Genomic DNA, 18,512 nt, shown 5'->3' with positions numbered 1-18,512 from the left:
GATCCACGTGGATGTTTGAACACCTGTTAAGATGGGCGGTCATATAGCCGAATCTTATTGCCACGCTCTTGTTGTCACACTATTTATTGCCCCTGCTCATATTATTTCCCCTGCTCATAGTCTGGCCACAGCGTGGCCAACACCGTCTTACGAGGAATGCCGAATGGATCTGGAAGACCTGCATTTGACACTGCGTACCCTGCAGCCCAGTGATTATCCGCAGCTCAAGGTGCTCATGGACAAGGTCTATGACGACATAGGCGGTGCGTGGCCGAAAAAAACCATTACCCGCTTGATCAGTGACTTTCCGGACGGCCAACTGGCTCTGGTGGACGCCGATAAACTGATTGGCGTAGCCCTGAGTGTGATGGTCGACTATGACGTGTTCTCCGATCCGCATCGTTATCAGGATCTGATCGGTACCACCGAGATCATCCCGAACAAGGCCGATGGCGACGCTATCTACGGGCTGGACGTATTGATTGATCCCGAGTATCGCGGTCATCGTCTTGGCCGCCGCCTGTACGAGGCGCGTAAGGAATTGTGCCGTTCGCGCAACCTGCAGGCGATCCTGGCCGGCGGGCGCATCCCCGGTTATCACTTGCATGCCGACGAGATGAAGCCCAGCGAATATATCGAGGCGGTAGACCGCAAGGAAGTGCACGATCCGATCTTGTCTTTCCAGTTGTCCAATGACTTTCAGGTCAAGCGTCTGTTGCGTCGATACCTGCCAGAAGACAAGAAGTCGATGGGTTACGCCACTCTGCTGGAGTGGAACAATATTCTCTATGAGGCGCAGGAGTCCTTGCTGCAGATCAACCGCACCCAGGTACGCGTGGGTGCCGTGCAGTGGCAGATGCGCCGCTTTGCTTCGGTCGAGGCGGTGCTGGAGCAGGTCGAGTATTACGTTGATGCGCTATCGGATTACGGCAGCGATTTCGCGGTGTTCCCGGAGCTGTTCAATGCGCCCCTTATGGGCCTGCGTGATCAGACCGATGATGTCGAAGCCATCCGTTTCCTGAGCAGCTTTACCGAGCGTTTTCGCTCGGAAATGTTGCGCATGGCGGTCAGTTACAATATCAATATCATTGCCGGTTCTATGGTCGAGGAAGGCGAGGATGGGCGTCTGTACAACGCCGCCTACTTGCTGCGCCGCGACGGCTCCGAGGAGCGCCAGGCCAAGCTGCATATTACCCCGCAGGAACGTCGTGACTGGATTATTCAGGGCGGTGACGACCTTCAGGTATTCGACACTGATGCCGGCCGTGTCGGCATTCTGATCTGTTACGACGTCGAGTTCCCCGAGCTCGGTCGGCTGTTGGCCGATCAGGATATGGATCTGCTGTTTGTGCCTTTCTGGACCGATACCAAAAACGGCTATCTGCGCGTTCGCCATTGCGCCCATGCCCGGGCGATTGAAAACGAATGCTACGTCGTGCTTTGCGGCAGCGTTGGCAACGTGCCGTCGATCGAGAACCTGGGTATCCAGTATGCCCAGTCGGCGGTTTTCTCGCCCTCGGACTTCCAGTTCCCGCATGACGCGCTGCTCAACGAGACCACGCCGAATACCGAGATGATCTTCTTTTCCGACCTGGACTACAGCCGCCTGAAGCTGGTGCGCAATGAGGGGTCGGTGACCAATCTCAAGGATCGCCGCAGTGATCTGTTCAGCCTCAAGTGGAAAAAGAAGAAGAAGAAGAAATAAACCGCCGCGGCACTCGGTTCAGGTTGCAGAATAATTGGTAGGCAATAGTGCCAGCGTGGCGTGCAACCTCGCTGGCACTTAAGCCCTCACCCCACAAGAGCACGTCGCTGCCCAGGCCGGATTGCGGCAGGTCAGTCAAATCCAGCGTCAGCATATCCATCGACACCCGACCGATTATTTGGCTGCGCTGGCCGTCTACCAGCACGGGCGTGCCGTCTACGGCATGGCGCGGATAGCCGTCGGCATAGCCCATGGCAACCACGCCGACGCGGGTGGGTCGTTGGGTGATAAAGCGTGAACCATAACCAATCGGCTCGCCGGTGGGCAGTTCGCGTACGGCGATGACTTTTGATTGCAGTTGCATGACCGGCCTGAGTCGGGCTGCGATGTCCTGATCAAACTCGAACGGCGTTACGCCATAGAGCATGATGCCCGGGCGCAGCCAATCGCCGTGGGCCTGCGGCCAGGCCAGTACGCCGGGCGAATTGCACAGGCTGGTCGGGCCGTTCAGATTCTGGGTAGCGCGCTTGAAGGTTGCCAGCTGTTCTTCGGTGCGCCCGGTTGCCGGTTCGTCGGCGCGGGAGAAATGCGTCATGCTGGTCAAGCTGGCAACGTTCTGGCTGCGCTCAAGCTGCTGCCATGTGCTCGCATATTCGGCGGGTTCAAAGCCCACGCGGTGCATGCCGCTATCGAGCTTCAGCCAGATATGCAGTGGCGCGCCGAGTTGGGCGCCAAGCAGGTCCTGCACCTGCCTGTGATGGTGCACCACGCTCCAGAGTTGATGCTCGACGATCAACGGCAATTCGCTGGCTTCAAACCAGCCTTCCAGCAACAGAATCGGCTGGTTAATGCCGGCGGCGCGCAGCTCCAGTGCTTCTTCGATGCAGGCTACGGCAAACGCATCGGCGTCATCAGCCAGGGCCTGGGCGCACTCCAGCGCGCCGTGGCCATAGGCATTGGCCTTGAGCACAGCAAAGGCGCGGCGCCCGCTCAGGCCTTTGGCTAGCTGGTAGTTGTGGCGCAGGGCATCAAGGTCGATCAGGGCGTGGGCTGGGCGCATGCTGGCTTCTTGTCAAAAAATGCGGGGCTGGAAAGCCCCGCCAAGGCCTAGATTATCAGACCCTGGTGCCGCGCGGGAGCCAGGGCCAGAGGGGAGCATCACTCAGACTGCGGCGATGACCGACATTTCCACCAGGATCTCCGGTTCGCAGAGCAGCGCCTCGACGGTCGCGCGGGCAGGTGCGGTGCCAATGGGCAGCCACTGGTCCCAGACGCGGTTCATTGCCTCAAAGTCGGCATTGATGTCTTTCAGGTAGATGGTCACCGAGAGTATCCGTGTCTTGTCACTGCCAGCGTCAGCCAGCAGTTTTTCGATCGCCTGCAGGGTGCTGTGGGTCTGGGTTGCGGCGTCCTTGTCCAGGTCCTCATCGGCAGCCACCTGGCCAGCCAGATAGACAGTATCCTGATGAACCACAATCTGGCTCATACGCTGATTAGTGTGCAGGCGTTGTACTGACATGCCGGCGAATCTCCTTGTGAGTGGTGTAACGGTCCAGACCAAGGCCTTCGGTGCGAATGGCCGGGGTGCGACCGCTGATCAGATCGGCGAGTAATTGGCTGGAACCGCAGGACATGGTCCAGCCTAGTGTGCCGTGGCCAGTGTTCAGAAACAGATTGCGCAGCGGGCTGGCGCCAATGATCGGCGTGCCGTCCGGGGTCATGGGTCGGAAGCCGGTCCAGAAACTCGCCTCTTGCAACTGCCCGCCCTGTGGAAACAGGTCACTGACCACCATCTCCAGTGTAGCGCGACGTTTGGCCCGCAAGCTGCTGTCGAAACCGCTCAGCTCAGCCATGCCACCCACCCGAATGCGGTCGGCAAAGCGTGTCATCGCGACCTTGTAGGTCTCATCCATCACCGTGGACACGGGTGCCATGGCGTCGTTGGAGACCGGCAAGGTAAGAGAGTAGCCCTTGACCGGATAGATCGGCGCTTCAATGCCCAGCGGCCGCAGCAACTGGGGTGAATAGCTGCCTAAGGCCAAAACGTAGTTATCGGCTTGCAGCACCTGGCCATCAACCAGTACGCCGGTAATGCGATCGCCGTCGGTCAGCAACTCCTGAATATTCAGGTTATAGCGGAACACAACGCCTTGTTCAGCGCATCTGGCCGCCAGGCCGGTGGTGAACAGATGGCAGTCACCGGTTTCATCATTGGGCAACCGCAGGCCGCCGACAATTTTCTCGGCACTGGGCGCCAGGCCCGGTTCGTAGCTGACGCAACCGGCGCGGTCGAGCAGTTGATAGGGTACGCCGCAACTATCCAGTACGGCCACGTCCTGCGCGGCGGCGTCGAGCTGTTTCTGGGTGCGGAACAGCTGTAGAGTGCCCTTTTCCCGGTGTTCGTACTCGACTCCCGCCTCCTCGCGCAGGCCCATCAGACAGTCGCGGCTGTATTCGGCCAGGCGCATCATGCGTTCCTTGTTGACCGCATAGCGCGCCTGGGTGCAGTTGCCGAGCATCTGCATCATCCAGCGATACTGTTGGAGATCGGTCGTCGGAGTGATAGCCAGGGGCGCATGCTGCGCTGCCATCCACTTGAGCGCCTTGACCGGAATGCCTGGCGCAGCCCAAGGGGATGAATAGCCGGGGGAGATCATGCCGGCGTTACCGAAGCTGGTCTCCAGGCCGGGACCAGGCTGACGGTCGATCACCGTAACTTGATACCCGGCTTTGGCCAGATACCAGGCGCTGGTGACACCAATAACACCGCTGCCGAGAACCAATACGTGCATGACCTTTGCTCCGTCCGAAACTGAAAAGACAATTTGCCCCTGTGGGCGATATTGCTATTCTAAGAGGCATTGAGTAGTGGCTTGGTTTGAAAAAAGACCAATTTGCAGAAATTAATTCTGAATTAATGCGGTTAAAAAGAGTTTATTCATGAAAACGCGCAGAGCTTCCAGTCGCGAGCTGGACAAGATCGATCGGCATATTCTCCGGCTGCTTCAGGCCGAAGGGCGAATATCCTATGTGGAGCTGGGTGAGCGGGTCGGGTTGTCCACTACGCCGTGCATGGAGCGGGTTAAACGCCTGGAGCGGGAGAAGTTCATTCTCGGTTACGGCGCTCAGCTCAATCCGCAGAAGCTCGAAGCCAGCCTGTTGGTGTTCGTCGAGATTAGCCTGTCGTCCAAGTCGGCGGATATCTTTGACGAGTTTCGCCGTGCGGCCATCAAGTTGCCGCACGTGCTGGAGTGCCATCTGGTGTCTGGCGACTTTGATTACCTGATCAAGGCGCGCATTTCGGAAATGGCTTCTTATCGCAAATTGCTCGGCGATATTTTGTTGAAACTGCCCGGCGTGCGGGAGTCGAAGAGCTATATCGTCATGGAAGAGATCAAGGAAAGTCTAGCGATACCTGTACCGGAAAGCGATTAATGCTATTCTTTGTAAAATTTAATTTACATTAATTCGCTATTTCAAACGGGACGTTCGATGCTTGCTCTTACTCCGCAGAACCAACCAGCCCCTTCCTGGTATATCGCCTCCAGCAATATGCGCCTCAGTTGCCCGCCCCTTGCCGGGGCGGTAGAGGCGGATGTGTGCGTGATTGGTGGCGGTTATACCGGGGTCAATACTGCAATTGAACTGGCCGAGCGCGGCCTGTCGGTAGTGCTGCTGGAGGCCAGCCAGATCGGCTGGGGTGCCAGCGGCCGCAATGGCGGCCAATTGATCCGCGGCGTTGGCCATGGTCTGGAGCAGTTCACCAATGTGCTCGGTGAGCAGGGCGTGCGCGAGCTTAAGCTGATGGGGCTTGAGGCAGTGCAACTGGTCAAGCGTCGGGTCGAAAAGCACGATATTGCCTGCGATTTGACCTGGGGCTACGCCGATTTGGCGAACAAGCCGCGACATCTGGATGCCTTTCGGGCCGATATGGAAGAGCTGCGCGGGCTGGGTTACGCGGCGGATATGCGCATTCTCGACGCAACTGAAGTACATCAGGTGGTCAGCTCCGACCTTTATGCCGGCGCCATGACTGACATGGGCTCTGGACACCTGCACCCGCTGAATCTGCTGCTGGGTGAAGCTGCGGCGGCCCAGCAATTGGGTGTACAGCTGTTCGAGCAGTCGCAGGTCACGCACATCGAATACGGCCCCAAGATCAAAGTGCACACGGCCAATGGCACAGTCACTGCCGGTCAATTGGTGCTCGCGTGTAATGCCTACCTGCGCGATCTGCAGCCACAGCTGAGTGGCAAGGTGCTGCCTGCGGGTAGTTACGTGATCGCCACCGAGCCGCTGGGTGAGGAGCGCGCCAGAAGCCTGCTGCCGCAGAATATGGCCGTCTGCGACCAGCGTGTGGCCTTGGATTACTACCGCTTTTCGGCGGATCATCGGCTGCTGTTTGGTGGCGCCTGCCATTACTCTGGCCGCGACCCAGCGGACATTGCCGCCTATATGCGGCCCAAGATGCTGCGTGTGTTCCCGCAATTGAACAACGTGAAGATCGATTTCCAGTGGGGCGGCATGATTGGTATCGGTGCCAACCGCTTGCCACAAATCGGCAAGCTACCGGAGCAGCCCAACGTGTTTTATGCCCAGGCCTACGCTGGCCACGGCATCAATGCCACGCACCTGGCGGCGAAGCTGCTTGCCGAAGCGATCAGCGGCCAAGCCAGTAACGGCTTTGAGCTGTTCGACCGGGTGCCGCACATGACCTTCCCCGGCGGCAAACACTTGCGCGCCCCGCTACTGGCAATGGGCATGATGTGGGCGCAGGTAAAGGAAGCTTTTTGACGCAGCTAGTCTTAATGCTTGCCGCTCGGCACTAATAAACCCCAGGGCAAATCGGCAACCTTGCACGGCTGGGCGCTGAGGTCGATCAGCTCGCCATTACTGGGCACCAGCCCGCCCAGCCCCAGACTGCGGCCGAATTCCATATGCGCCTTCTGGTGATACAGTTCGCCATGCACCGGCAGCAGATAGCGCGCCTTAAGCCAACCATAGAGTGTGCGCAGGTCTTCCTGGGGTGGATGACCGGAGGCATGGATCGGCGCCATGTCATCGTCGATCACCTGCACGTCCTGCGCCTTCAGGCCGGCCTTGATGCGCGCCAGCGGTTCTTCGTTGCCGGGGATCAGGCGCGAGGAAAACAGCACCGTATCACCCGCCTCCAGGCTCAGATGCGGATGGCTACCATTGGACAGCCGCGCCAGCGCCGCGGCCGGCTCACCCTGGCTGCCGGTACAGATCCACAATTGTTGTTCACGCGGCAAAAAGCCCAGCTCCCAAGGGCCGATAAAGCCCGGCTGGGCTTTCAGATACTGCTGCGCGCGGCCAGCACTGTGCATGGTCAGCAGGCTGCGGCCCAATAACCCGGCATAGCGGCCCGCGTCGAAGGCGATGTCGGCCAGGCTATGCAGGCGCGCCAAGTTGCTGGCAAAGCAGGTTACTATTACCCGCTGGCGACAGGGGCGGATCGCATCCTGCAGGCCGTTCTGCACTGCGGCTTCCGAGCGGCTGGCGCCGGCCACGGGTGCGTTGGTCGAATCGCCAATGATCACATCCACGCCGCCCCGGCCGATTGCTTGCAATCGGGCCTTGGCAGTCAACTCGCCGACCACCGGGTCGCTGTCCAGTTTCCAGTCGCCGCTGTGGTAAATCCGCTTGCCAGCAACCTCCAGCACAATCGCATGGGACTCGGGGATCGAATGGGTCACCGGAATCCATTCGGCCTGGAAGGCGCCGATGCCGATGGGTTCCAGCGGTTTTATCTCGTGCAGGCGTGGCCAGGTCAGATTGGGGTCGAGCTTATTGCGGATCAGTCGAGCGGCGAACGGGCTCGTGTACATTGGGCAATCCAGTTGCCGCCACAGGTGTGGAATAGCGCCAATATGGTCTTCGTGCCCGTGGGTAATCAGCAATGCTGAGAGCTTGATATCGTATTTTTCCAGGGCTTGCAGGCTGGGTACCGATACCTGATTACTGCCGCCGGGGGTGGATTGCAGCGCAAAGCCGCAATCAATCGCGATCCATTGCCCGCCAGAGCCGAACAGATAAAAATTCGCGCCAAACATGCCGGCACCGCCCAGTGCCAGAAAAAACGGGCCGGGTTGGCGGTGTAACTGTTCGAAGCGGGGAGCAGGCATTGGGTTTTCCGATGGGGAGTTGCATTCAGCTTAACAGCCTGCCAAGGGGTGCGGCCACACCCGCAGGGCAGTGGCAGGCCAATAGTGCGAATACCGGGTAGCGAGGTATGTCCGGCTACAGAAAGTCAATCCAGCGCCTCGCGACCAGTGCAGATAGCCATCACAAAAGCGAGAGCAATACCTTCGTGCGCTTTTCAGACGCATCAGTGTCCAGCCCGGAGCGCCTAACCAAAAAACCAGTAACATACGCCGATAGCGGTGAGCATGCCGGCCAGATCGGCTAACAGAGCGCAGCCCAGGCCATGGCGAATTTTGGTGATGCCCACGGCGCCAAAATACACTGCCAGTACATAGAAGGTGGTTTCCGTGCTGCCCTGGAAGGTCGCGGCCATCAGCGCCGCAAAGCTGTCGACGCCAAAGGTATCCATGGTTTCGATCATCATCGCCCGCGCGCCACTGCCGGATAACGGCTTGATAAAGGCCGTGGGTAGGGCATCGATAAAGCGGGTGTCCCAACCAAGGCCCTCGACCATCCAGCGAATACCGTCGAGCCCTGCATCCAACACACCGCTGGCGCGCAGCACGCCAACGGCCACCAGCATGGCAACCAAAAACGGTAGCAATGAGATAGTGAAGCTGAAGCCCTCCTTGGCCCCTTCGATAAAGGTGTTGTAGACATTCACCTTGCGTAACGCACCAATCGACAGAAAAGCAATAATGATGCCGAACAGCGTCAGGTTGCCGACCAGCGTAGAGGTGGCGGCCATGGCCTGGGCCGACATGCCGGCCAGCGTCGTCAGCAACAAGCCTAGTGCCAGGCCGCCGCCGATCAGATAAGCCAGTACCACTGGGTGCCAGAGCTTGAGTCTTTGCATCAGTGCAACGCTGAACAACCCGACCAGGCTTGAGGCGGTGGTGGCCAGCAGAATTGGCAGGAACACAGCGGTAGGATCAGCCGCGCCTTGCTGCGCGCGATACATGAAGATGGTCACCGGCAGCAAGGTCAGCGAGGAGGTATTGAGTACCAGAAACAGAATTTGCGCATTGCTGGCAGTGTTTTTGCTGGGGTTGAGACTTTGCAGTGAGTGCATGGCCTTGATGCCGATGGGTGTCGCAGCGTTGTCCAGTCCGAGAATATTGGCAGCGAAGTTCATGCTGATGTGCCCCAGTGCCGGATGACCACTGGGAACGTCGGGCATCAATCGGCGAAACAGCGGGTCCAGTACCCGAGCCAGGAAGCGGATCAGGCCAGCTTTCTCGGCAATCGCCAGAAAGCCCAGCCATAGCGTCATAGTGCCGACCAGCACGAGAATGATCTCGACACTCAGGCGGGCCATGTCAAACAGGGCGGCTACCAGCCGACCGAATACTTCAATATCGCCCAGACCTAGCCATTGCCATAGTGCTGCTGCGAAGGCGGCGAGGAAAAAACTAAGCCAGATTCCATTAAGCATTGTGGTTCATTTTCCTGCATCTAAATGATCGATAGAGCTTTGCCGAATACGCCGAGACTGTTTTTCCGCCCCAGTCTTTCTGTCCTAATCCGCTAACCCTATTGCGGCCATACCGAGTCCGGCTGAGGTTGTTCGCAAGCTGGTAATTCCGATGGGGTAGTGGGCATGGGGTTGACCGCTGCAGGTATGCACCACAGTGTTGAGTTGACTGCCTGGGGTACCAGTGCGGCGAGGATCGCTGCGGTTTGCGTATCGGCTACGCCATCAAAGCGGGCCGGTCGAAAGCGCATTTGAAAGGCGGCAAGCACATTTCGGCTTCCGTTGAGCTGTTCCGGCGTGTGCGCCAGACTGTAGCCAAACTGCTCCAGCGCCATCTCGAACCATTCCGTTGGGGGCGTCTGGCCGCCCAAAATCCGCTGGTAATGCTGCACCCGCTCTTGCTCGGGCCAGATAGCGACCCCTGCCGCGGCCAACTGCTGCCACGGAAACAGCGGACCAGGATCGACCTTGCGCTGCGGTGCGATATCACTGTGGCCGACCACCCGCTCCGGGCTCAGGCCGTGACGCTGCAATATATCCTGCAGTAACGGAATCAGGGCGTTGATCTGGTCTTGCTGCCAAGGATGCCAGACACGGCCATCGGCCATATCGGAGTAGCCAGGATGGACGATTTCTATACCGATACTGGTGCTGTTCAGCCAGGTGCGGCCCTGCCAGCTACTGTCGCCGGCGTGCCAGGCACGGCGATCTTCCTCCACCAGCCGGTAGATAATCGGCGGCTGAGCCCCGATCAGGTAGTGACTGCTGACGTCACCATTCAGCAGATGATCGAGCGATCTTTCAAAGCCTGAGGAGGTGTAATGCAACACCACGTACTGCACCCGGCTGTCATGGTTGGCCGAGGCATAGCGGGTATCGATCTTCAGTCCGCTAGCGCAGCCGGACAGCCATAACAGCAAGCAGATAAGGGGCAGTGCGCGTAGGAGCATGCTGGCGGATCCTGTCCGGTAAGGTCAACTGGAAGCCTAACATGCCGCTCCTGTGCGATGCAGCGGTGTTTAATGTCGCGAAGCAGGTTGCTCAGTATGAGCATGGGGGGCGTTACATCAACAGCTGCCGGAGCAAGCAGACGCCTTAGCTATTCAATAATCCGCGTTCTGTGCCACCAACGTTAGTTTGCTAGCACGATCTGATTGCGACCCTGTTCCTTGGCCTGGTACATAGCCCGGTCAGCACGACCGAACACGTCATCCAATGTATCGGTGAGTCTGAACGCGGTAAAGCCGACCGAGATAGTGATGGTTACCCGCTCCGTCTTGAAATGAAACGGACTTTCTTCAATTCCTTGGCGCAGCGCCTCTAGCGCTATCGCAGCTTGCTCCTGGGATGTGCCTGGCAACAGCAGCACAAACTCCTCACCACCAAAGCGACCGATGAAATCGCTTTTACGCAGGCGCCGCGACAATTGCTGGGCGATTAGACGCAGCACCTTATCGCCCGCCAGATGACCAAAACGATCGTTGATCGACTTAAAGTGATCTACGTCCAGCACCGCCATGAGCAGGTCGCCGCCATAACGCTGCCAGCGTTCGAACTCTTCTTCCATGCGTTTCTGTAGGCCGGCGCGGTTCGCCAGACCGGTTAGGCTATCAATCAATGCGCGCTGGCGCTGCTCCTCCAGATGGTTGCGGAAGGTCTGCGCTTCCACTTCCATGACCTGAATACGCTTGACCATGGTCTCTAGCTGCCCCGCCACCAGTGCTTCCCGGTCTTCGCGCAGTCGTCTGGATTGCTCGACATTGCTCAGCAATGCATCCAGCTGTACCTCGACATTGGCCTTGAGGCTTTCCAGTTCTGTCGCCTGGCGCACGTCAACGTGCAGCTCCTGGACCTGCCCGCGAATAGTGCCCTCCAGGGCTCGGCCGACCTCGCGTGAGGCGATATAGCTATCTTGGGCTTGTTCGATATTGCCCTGGAACTGCGCCAGCCGTCTGTTGAGTTGCTGCAAGTAGCGCTCAAAATCCGCCTGGCGACTCTGCTGCGCGCCCATTACCAGTGCTGCCAGCTCGTCCATGGCGGCGGCCAGTTCATACCAGTTCAGGCCTTTGCTGACCCGCTCGCGCAACTGCTCGCAGCGCGCTTGCTGGCTGTCCAGAACCTGCAGCTCGCCGAGCAGATTGAGCAATATGGTCTCAATATGCGCGGCTACCTGCGAGTAATGCTGCTCCTCGCCCGCCAACACGCCGAAGGGTTCCCCGGGCGCTTTGGCGGCTGCGTCAGCTACCAGCGGGGAGTTTTGCTCTGCGGCTATGGCGGCGCTTGAGCTGGTGCTGGGGTCCGCTGCCGAGCTACGAAAAATCCGCGACCAGAGACCGCCTGAAGTGGCTCTGGGGGTTTCCGCGCCCAGCGTGCTGGCCTGTAAGCTAACCACCTCGCCTAATAACCCAGGCACACTCGAGGCGGAGCCAATGGGTTTATCCAGGCGCTTGGCCATTTGCTGCAAAGCTTTGGAAATGTCATCAGGAGCGGGCTGCTGTTGCAACTGGCGGATTAGCGAGTGCAGCCCGCTAGTAATCTTTTTCAGCCGTTCCTGGCGTGCGTCATCGGCTGCGAGAACGGCGCGCTCCAGGTCCGGCATCAACTCTGCAAGCATTTGCGGGGGGGCGTCACTACGCAAAGCCAAACGCAGCTCTTTCAAGCGCTTATCCAGTAACGGGTCCATACCGTCTGCAGCAATGCTGACCCTGACCAGTCCTCGTTTGAGCAGTTCTTCCTGCACGGACGGGTTGACTGACGGGCTGACATCGCTGGTGTGCGGGGCGGTGAGAGGGGCGCGGTTATCGGACATGAGCATACCTGCTTCGGTTTACCCGATGATTATAAGGTAAACCAGTGCTATGACTAGCTAGCTCGACACAGGCGTTTGCTTAAAACGTTAACTGGGTTTGCACAGCCGGGGCGGTAGCCGGATATGCATGGATACCGGCAGGTGATCGGAAATGGCATTGGGTAGCACATCGACCCGATCGATACTCAGGCTCGGGCTGATCAGAATATGGTCCAGCACGCGCGCAGGTTTCCAGCTCGGATAGGTGCCAGGTAGCGTTGCCGTGTGCAGGTTGCTGCCGCGTAGCGGCGAGTGTTCCAGCAGGTCTTCAGCATGAGTGTTCATATCGCCCATTAATACCACATGCTTGTGGTCGCTAATGCGTTCACGGATATAGGCGAGCTGGTTGGCGCGGGCCTTGGTGCTCAGAGCCAAGTGCATCATCACCACGAGCAGTGAATCTTCGCCACTGCCAAAGCTGGTCAGAATCGCCCCGCGGCCCGGCATGAACCCGGGCAGTTTATGGTCTTCCAGCAGTTCCGGCGCATAGCGGCTAAGCAACCCGTTGGAATGCTGGGCAAAGCGACCAAGATTACGATTAAGTTGCTGATACCAATAGGGGAACTGACCTTCGCGGGCCAGATGCTCTACCTGATTGACGTAGCCGGAACGTATGCTGCCGCCATCCACTTCCTGCAGGGCGACCAAGTCAAAGCCATTGAGTACTTTGCCAATCTCGCCCAGTGTATGGTGCCTGCCGTTATGTGGCAGCAGATGTTGCCAGCTGCGCGTCAGATAGTGGTGATACTTCTGCGTATTGATACCCACCTGAATGTTGAAGCTGAGCAGCCGCAGGACTTCCGGCAGCGCGCCATCGGGGCAGTCACACAGAAGATTGGTCTGCAGATTGCCCGGCAGCATCAAGCCATGCAGGGAGCGGCGTTGGTTTGGAGCTGCGGGCTTGGTCATGAGCTGGCCTTAAAGAGCCTGACGCTCCTGTTCAACGAGGAACTCAGCGACCTTCAGCATCTCGGAAAAGCCGCCTACCATGGCGCCTTCAACGCGGTATTTACCATTGACGATCAGGGTTGGTACCCCGGTCGCGCGATAGGCTTTGGCCAGGCGGGTGGCCTGCTCCAGCTTGCTGCGCACGCCGAATGAGGCCCAGGCTTTTTTGAACTCTTCTTCGCTAACGCCGTAGTCGGCCAGCAGCTCGATCATCGCGCCCTCGTCGGCCAGACGATTTTTCTGCTGATGGATGGCGGCAAAGATGGCGCTGTGAGTTTCTTCCAGCTTGCCCAGGCTTTCTACCGTGTAGAACAACTGCGCATGGGTATTCCAGGCGCCGCCAAACATCGCCGGGACGTAGCGAAAGCTCACGTCGTCAGCCTGCGACGTTTTCCATTCGCTGATGATCGGATCAAATTCAAAACAATGGCCGCAGCCATACCAGAACAGTTCGGCCACTTCGATCTTGTCGGGGTCGGCTGTAGGGGCGGGGGCGGGTAGCACGATGTAGTGTTCGCCAGCCTTGTAGTTTGCTTCCTGTGCTTGCAGTAGCGCAAAGCTACCCAATAACCAGAGCAGGCCTGCTGTCATCAATACGCGCATGTAATTCTCTCCGACTGAATTGTTATGTTGGTATGACTATGATCGGGATGAAAAAATTCCCCGGCACAAAAAAGGGTGACCTAAGCCACCCCTCAAGTGAAGCCAGTTGAAACAACCGGCAACATAACATACGTCCGACGTGGCGCGCAGTGCTTAACGCAAACCCTGGATATAAGCGGAAACCGCTTCGATATCCTTGTTGCTCAAGCGGCTGGCGATGGTGCGCATGACCATCGATTCGCCATCATTTGCGCGCTCGCCCTCACGGAAGCTAGTCAACTGCGTGGCAATATATTTTGCATGCTGGCCGCTCAACAGCGGATAGCCTGCCGGATCGTTACCCTTGCCGGTCGGCGAGTGGCAGCCGGTGCACGCTGGCAAGCCAGTGGCCAGATCGCCGCCACGGTAGATCTGTTCGCCCCGGGCAACCAGTTCGGCATCGTTAGCTACGCCTGGGGCATGCGTTTGGCCGTCGTAAAAGGCGGCGATGTCGCGCAGATCTTGCTCGTCTAGGTTGTTCAGCATGCCGGTCATCTCTATGACGACACGGTCTCCTGCCTTGATGTCATTCAACTGCTTATACAGATATTTTTCGCCAAGGCCGGCGATCTTCGGGAAGTCGGCAGACAGGCTGTTACCATCGGGGCCATGGCAGGCGGCGCATATGGCCACTTTGCCGGCGCCGGCTTCTGCGTCGCCCACGAGTATTTCTTGCGCGTAGGCCGAGCCGGCCATACCGAGGGATAACACCAGGCTAACGAGTAATTTATTCATCGGCTAATCCAATTACGGCTGAAAGAGTGGGCCTTGTCTGGGTGTCTGGTCTGATGACCTTGTGTGACACCACAGCATGCCTCGTTTATTCCACGTCAGACAGTCAACAGCAGTGGGGGTGGAATTTATGTCCCAATGCTATCTGTCGCGCGAGAGCGGCGCAATGTACAGAACGTCGCAGTAAGCTTTCGCGTTATAGTCGGGTAGCCCCGTTCCATCACTGGAACGAGGCCCCCTAAGAACCGTACGTGCGCCTTTCAGCGCATACGGCTCAAGCCTTCAGTAAGCCCCAGCATTGGAGGCCGGTTTATCTACTGTCAAACCTAACGCATGTAGCTGCTGGTGGCACACGGGGTGCAATAATACCCGATTTCCCAGAGAATCGTTACCACCTTGTGAGCGGTAGACAATGTGGTGGTCATGCCACCCTGTTTCTCTGGTGATCGGCTGCCCACACAGCGCACAGCGTCCCTGCTGACTCTGGAACAGACTGAAAATCTGCATGCGGTACCTGAGCTTTTTCAGCATCCGCTCCATCCGCAGTTTCTCGCCCATTTCTTCCATGGAAGGATCGAAGGGGTTGTACTCCCCGCTTACCTTCTTGTGCCGCTCTATGGGGGTATCGACAAGCGAATACAGCTGCACTGTCGATAACCTGCCCCTTTCGTCTATCATCTTGGTGACGAACACCCAGTTCCGTTGCTCGACGGTGCGGAAATACTTCTTCCTTACCCATCCAGCGTCCTTCTTCGGGTGTCGCCTCCTGGCCCAGCGCCACAACGCATAGTGGATCTGGTGTTCCATGCGGCTGTACGCCTGCTTGGCCACTACCGGCTGGTGATACTGCGCCCAGCCGCGCAAGATCGGGTTCAGCAGTCGAATCAGATTCTCCTGCCTTGCCGTCTTATGGTCGCTGATGACCTCTTTCACCTTGCTGTAGAACGCTTTCATGTTCTTCTTGCTCGGCTTGATCAGTAGCTTCCCGTTGTACTTGCGGAAGTTCCAACCCAGAAAGTCAAAGCCTTGGTCGATATGGACGATATGCGTTTTCTCCGGTGACAACCGCAGCCCTCGTGTTGTAAGGAACTGCTCTACCCAAGGTCTGATCGTCTCCGCCAGTACCTCCGGAGAGGCGCCTGTGATGACGAAATCATCCGCATACCGCACCACGTTGACTTTCAGCTTTTTGGCTTTTGCCACACCCAATTGCTCGATCAACTGAGCTTTCAGTTGTGTTTCCAGTCCGTCCAGCACCATGTTCGCCAAGGTGGGCGAGATAATCCCGCCCTGTGGTGTACCGGCTTCCGTTGCCTGAAACTGGCCTTTGTGTATCACGCCAGCCTTCAACCATTTCCTTAGCATCGCCTTGTCCAGCGGGATGTTGGCGAGCATCCAGTCATGGTTGATGTGGTCGAAGCATCCTTGTATATCCGCCTCCAGCACCCATTGGGCCGAAGCCTTTCTGGATAAGGTGACGAACAACTGGCCCATCGCATCCGCCGTTGAGCGTTCCATCCGAAAGCCGTAGCTGTTCGGATCGCCCGTGGTTTCCGCAATGGGCGCCAGTGCCAGCAGATATAACGCCTGCATGGCCCTGTCGGTCATGGTCGGGATGCCCAGTGGGCGCTCCTTTCCATTCGACTTCGGAATGAACACACGCCGTAAAGGCCGTGGCCGGTATCCGTGCCGCTTCAACCCGTTTGCCGCTTTCCATTTCGCGTCAGGTGTATCCCAGAGTTCACGATCGACTCCCGCCGTTCGCTTTCCTCGATTTTCAGTCACTCGTCGTACCGCCAGATATCTGGCCGCCTTCGAGCGGGTCAGCATCCGTTGCAGGGCTTTCACCCGGCGCCATCTGCCTTCCCGATAAGCCTTCGCAATTCGCACCTGCATACTCCGCACGTTCCGCTCGACCTGACACCAGTCGATGTCATGCCATTGTTGCGGCCCGCCGGAAAGCGCAGACACAGCGTCAGGGCTGAGTTCTACCATGCTGCTTTCCTCTCAAGGTTGGTTGTCCAATCCCGAACAGGTGACGCAGCACTCCCCTGACGGGAAGGCTGCTTCCCGCCAGGGTTGGATAAAGTGAATCCGATACCGCTGGATTCTGAGTTTGAGACGGCCTCGTCAGAGGTCATGCGATCAAAGACCACGCAGAAGTTTGCCCGGTTTCCCGTGGGGCGATGTTTCAGCCCCTATCCGGGCCATTACAGCCCGGCATTCGCTTTCTCTGCGATCCCATACCCGCACCGCCAACAGTTCGCCTTGCGGCTCACCTGCCACGAGGGCAGCGATACGGGCTTACCACGTTCCCTGTCTGTCACACGACTGGGTTAGGGTCTGCCTTTTCACCGGAGGTCGTTTGACGACGTACCCCTACGGTTCACAGAGGTAACCGACCATCACACCTTTTGGTTCAAGCCTGTCAGCAGTTTTGGCTTGCTACTGCTTACGATGTTTATCAGCAGTTCACGTTCGTTACCCATGCCAGCCAGCCTAGCACCTCGACCCGGTTCTGCTCCGAGCGTCTACAGCACGCCTCACAGCGATGCTGCACCCTTGCGGGGGTTACATTGTCAGAAGAGCTTCACACCCTGCCGTTGCCAGCAACGCATGTCTTCCTAGGCTACCGTTGGTCGCACAACGAGTCCGCTACCGTGCCGTACCGGCCACAGTTGGACAATGACAGACAGAGCTTTCGCCCATGTCTCCCTGATGAAGATGAGGCAAAGGACTGCCGTGAAGCAGCATGCCTCTATTTGAATTTCCTCCTGTTGCAGGGCAGGAGGAATCCCCACAGGGGATCTCTCCCACTGGGGTTTATGACTAGGAAGTATCCACGCTTGCGCGACGTCCCTCTTCCGGATACGCAGGGACTTAAAGGGCGCACCCATTACAGCGGTGCAAAGGGCGCCTCATTGTTACTGGCGAGGCCACCAGCCGTTTTAGAACTCGGAATGGGTACCGGGTTCTTTTGGCTCCTTGCGAAGCCCCCCAAGGCTGAACGGTACACCTTGAGGCAAGGGAGACACGCTACGCGTGTCGCACAAACCGCAGCAGTATATACTAAGCTGATGGCCAAGGTGAACGTCATCTAGCCCAATCAGCCCGCAGCGTAACGGATTTCCCATGTCTTCAGCACCATCCGCAACAAAACATCTGGTCACACTCTGCCAGCAAGCCACTTTTATCAAAAGCGCCAGCGAAGTGACCCAGTGCCCATTGGACCGCGGCTACGAAGTAGCCTTTGCCGGCCGTTCCAATGCCGGTAAATCCAGCGCATTGAACACCCTGACCCATGCCCGCCTGGCGCGCACGTCGAAGACCCCTGGGCGTACGCAGTTGATCAATTTTTTTGGTCTTGACGAGCAGCGGCGCCTGGTTGATCTGCCAGGTTACGGCTATGCCAAAGTCCCCTTGGCGCTCAAGGAGCATTGGAAGCAGCATCTGGATGCTTACCTGACCGAGCGCCATTCGCTTGTGGGGTTGGTGTTGGTAATGGACATCCGCCATCCGCTGTCGGATTTTGACCGGATGATGCTCGAGTGGAGCGATGTTAGTGGCCTGCCTGCACATATTCTGTTGAGCAAGGCCGACAAGCTAGCCTTCGGCGCCGCTAAAAACACGCTGCTGAAAGTGCAGACCATTGTGCGTAAGGAATATGGCAACCGCGCCTCGGTTCAGCTGTTTTCCGCGCCCAAGCGTCAGGGCCTGGAGGAGGCTTACAACGTTCTTGATAGCTGGTTCTTCTCCGAGGAAGATGAGGTAGACGCAATCGACGATGAGCTGGATGCGGAGCAGGGTCAGGAGTTAGGTCAGGAGCAAAGCAAGGACGACAAGGCTGGCGAATAGCCATCACTGCGGGGCAAAAAAAACCTCGAACTTCTATGGGGAGGGAAAGTTCGAGGTCTAATAACCGGGCGTGCTAGGAGAGATTACCCGGTATTCTGCCAACACTAAATCACATCTAGGAGCATGAAAAGCTTGACTGGCCT

The 18,512-nt window shown here is 57.9% G+C and carries 15 protein-coding genes; 4 read left to right on the top strand and 11 right to left on the bottom strand.

The genetic code is table 11. The features are described from left to right. Positions 1 to 163: 163 nt before the first annotated feature. Entirely contained in the window at positions 164 to 1,705 is a 1,542-nt protein-coding gene (locus K787_RS0107110; protein ID WP_022962104.1) for a bifunctional GNAT family N-acetyltransferase/carbon-nitrogen hydrolase family protein, read from the top strand. Here K787_RS0107110 and alr read toward each other — a convergent pair. From alr to K787_RS0107095, 3 genes are all read right to left on the bottom strand, one after another. After that, positions 1,674 to 2,765, bottom strand: coding sequence for an alanine racemase (gene alr, locus K787_RS0107105; RefSeq protein ID WP_022962103.1), 1,092 nt, complete (start codon positions 2,763 to 2,765; stop codon positions 1,674 to 1,676). The two genes, K787_RS0107110 and alr, sit on opposite strands and share 32 nt — an antisense overlap. A 102-nt stretch (positions 2,766 to 2,867) precedes the next feature. Beyond that, positions 2,868 to 3,224, bottom strand: a complete 357-nt coding sequence (locus K787_RS0107100; protein WP_022962102.1) for a RidA family protein — start codon at positions 3,222 to 3,224, stop codon at positions 2,868 to 2,870. Continuing rightward, positions 3,199 to 4,497 carry a D-amino acid dehydrogenase gene (locus K787_RS0107095; RefSeq protein WP_022962101.1) on the bottom strand — a complete coding sequence of 433 codons (1,299 nt, stop codon included), beginning with the start codon at positions 4,495 to 4,497 and terminating at the stop codon, positions 3,199 to 3,201. Before K787_RS0107095 ends, K787_RS0107100 begins: the two co-directional genes overlap by 26 nt. A 148-nt stretch (positions 4,498 to 4,645) precedes the next feature. On the opposite strand from K787_RS0107095, the gene K787_RS0107090 reads away from it, so the two are divergent. Both K787_RS0107090 and K787_RS0107085 read left to right on the top strand, forming a co-directional pair. After that, entirely contained in the window at positions 4,646 to 5,140 is a 495-nt protein-coding gene (locus K787_RS0107090) for an Lrp/AsnC ligand binding domain-containing protein (protein ID WP_022962100.1), read from the top strand. Between the two features lie 57 nt (positions 5,141 to 5,197). Then, positions 5,198 to 6,499 (top strand): NAD(P)/FAD-dependent oxidoreductase, encoded by a 1,302-nt coding sequence (locus K787_RS0107085; protein ID WP_022962099.1) that lies wholly within the window; start codon positions 5,198 to 5,200, stop codon positions 6,497 to 6,499. A gap of 11 nt (positions 6,500 to 6,510) precedes the next feature. Here K787_RS0107085 and K787_RS22480 read toward each other — a convergent pair whose 3' ends face one another. From K787_RS22480 to ltrA, 8 genes are all read right to left on the bottom strand, one after another. After that, positions 6,511 to 7,851: a ribonuclease J gene (locus K787_RS22480; protein WP_022962098.1), complete on the bottom strand. Its 1,341-nt coding sequence runs from the start codon at positions 7,849 to 7,851 to the stop codon at positions 6,511 to 6,513. 224 nt (positions 7,852 to 8,075) lie between these two features. Then, on the bottom strand, positions 8,076 to 9,305 hold the full coding sequence (locus tag K787_RS0107075) for a spore maturation protein (RefSeq protein ID WP_022962097.1): 1,230 nt from the start codon (positions 9,303 to 9,305) through the stop codon (positions 8,076 to 8,078). Between the two features lie 98 nt (positions 9,306 to 9,403). After that, entirely contained in the window at positions 9,404 to 10,294 is an 891-nt protein-coding gene (locus tag K787_RS22475) for an N-acetylmuramoyl-L-alanine amidase (RefSeq protein ID WP_022962096.1), read from the bottom strand. A 182-nt stretch (positions 10,295 to 10,476) separates the two neighbouring features. Continuing rightward, positions 10,477 to 12,153: a GGDEF domain-containing protein gene (locus K787_RS22470; protein WP_022962095.1), complete on the bottom strand. Its 1,677-nt coding sequence runs from the start codon at positions 12,151 to 12,153 to the stop codon at positions 10,477 to 10,479. Between the two features lie 87 nt (positions 12,154 to 12,240). Continuing rightward, positions 12,241 to 13,101, bottom strand: a complete 861-nt coding sequence (locus tag K787_RS0107060; protein WP_022962094.1) for an endonuclease/exonuclease/phosphatase family protein — start codon at positions 13,099 to 13,101, stop codon at positions 12,241 to 12,243. Between the two features lie 9 nt (positions 13,102 to 13,110). Beyond that, the gene (locus K787_RS0107055) at positions 13,111 to 13,743 is read right to left on the bottom strand and encodes a thiol:disulfide interchange protein DsbA/DsbL (protein ID WP_022962093.1); all 633 of its coding nucleotides are present in this window, start codon (positions 13,741 to 13,743) and stop codon (positions 13,111 to 13,113) included. A gap of 153 nt (positions 13,744 to 13,896) precedes the next feature. Then, the gene (locus tag K787_RS0107050) at positions 13,897 to 14,517 is read right to left on the bottom strand and encodes a c-type cytochrome (RefSeq protein ID WP_022962092.1); all 621 of its coding nucleotides are present in this window, start codon (positions 14,515 to 14,517) and stop codon (positions 13,897 to 13,899) included. A 279-nt stretch (positions 14,518 to 14,796) separates the two neighbouring features. Further along, complete coding sequence (ltrA, locus tag K787_RS0107045) at positions 14,797 to 16,509, bottom strand: group II intron reverse transcriptase/maturase (RefSeq protein ID WP_022962091.1); 1,713 nt, start codon at positions 16,507 to 16,509, stop codon at positions 14,797 to 14,799. A 1,137-nt stretch (positions 16,510 to 17,646) separates the two neighbouring features. Here ltrA and yihA point away from each other — a divergent pair. Continuing rightward, the gene (gene yihA / locus K787_RS22465; protein ID WP_022962089.1) at positions 17,647 to 18,369 is read left to right on the top strand and encodes a ribosome biogenesis GTP-binding protein YihA/YsxC; all 723 of its coding nucleotides are present in this window, start codon (positions 17,647 to 17,649) and stop codon (positions 18,367 to 18,369) included. The last annotated feature ends 143 nt before the right edge of the window (positions 18,370 to 18,512 follow it).

The organism is Halopseudomonas pelagia CL-AP6 (assembly GCF_000410875.1).
GTDB lineage: Bacteria > Pseudomonadota > Gammaproteobacteria > Pseudomonadales > Pseudomonadaceae > Halopseudomonas > Halopseudomonas pelagia.
The sequence above is the reverse complement of the archived record's forward strand: the minus strand, read 5'-3'. Positions and strand labels throughout refer to the sequence as shown.

Coding starts and splice junctions, on each gene's coding strand:
- K787_RS0107110 (WP_022962104.1), top strand. CDS start 164: ATGGATCTGGAAGACCTGCATTTGACACTGCGTACCCTGCAGCCCAGT.
- alr (WP_022962103.1), bottom strand. CDS start 2,765: ATGCGCCCAGCCCACGCCCTGATCGACCTTGATGCCCTGCGCCACAAC.
- K787_RS0107100 (WP_022962102.1), bottom strand. CDS start 3,224: ATGTCAGTACAACGCCTGCACACTAATCAGCGTATGAGCCAGATTGTG.
- K787_RS0107095 (WP_022962101.1), bottom strand. CDS start 4,497: ATGCACGTATTGGTTCTCGGCAGCGGTGTTATTGGTGTCACCAGCGCC.
- K787_RS0107090 (WP_022962100.1), top strand. CDS start 4,646: ATGAAAACGCGCAGAGCTTCCAGTCGCGAGCTGGACAAGATCGATCGG.
- K787_RS0107085 (WP_022962099.1), top strand. CDS start 5,198: ATGCTTGCTCTTACTCCGCAGAACCAACCAGCCCCTTCCTGGTATATC.
- K787_RS22480 (WP_022962098.1), bottom strand. CDS start 7,851: ATGCCTGCTCCCCGCTTCGAACAGTTACACCGCCAACCCGGCCCGTTT.
- K787_RS0107075 (WP_022962097.1), bottom strand. CDS start 9,305: ATGCTTAATGGAATCTGGCTTAGTTTTTTCCTCGCCGCCTTCGCAGCA.
- K787_RS22475 (WP_022962096.1), bottom strand. CDS start 10,294: ATGCTCCTACGCGCACTGCCCCTTATCTGCTTGCTGTTATGGCTGTCC.
- K787_RS22470 (WP_022962095.1), bottom strand. CDS start 12,153: ATGTCCGATAACCGCGCCCCTCTCACCGCCCCGCACACCAGCGATGTC.
- K787_RS0107060 (WP_022962094.1), bottom strand. CDS start 13,101: ATGACCAAGCCCGCAGCTCCAAACCAACGCCGCTCCCTGCATGGCTTG.
- K787_RS0107055 (WP_022962093.1), bottom strand. CDS start 13,743: ATGCGCGTATTGATGACAGCAGGCCTGCTCTGGTTATTGGGTAGCTTT.
- K787_RS0107050 (WP_022962092.1), bottom strand. CDS start 14,517: ATGAATAAATTACTCGTTAGCCTGGTGTTATCCCTCGGTATGGCCGGC.
- ltrA (WP_022962091.1), bottom strand. CDS start 16,509: ATGGTAGAACTCAGCCCTGACGCTGTGTCTGCGCTTTCCGGCGGGCCG.
- yihA (WP_022962089.1), top strand. CDS start 17,647: ATGTCTTCAGCACCATCCGCAACAAAACATCTGGTCACACTCTGCCAG.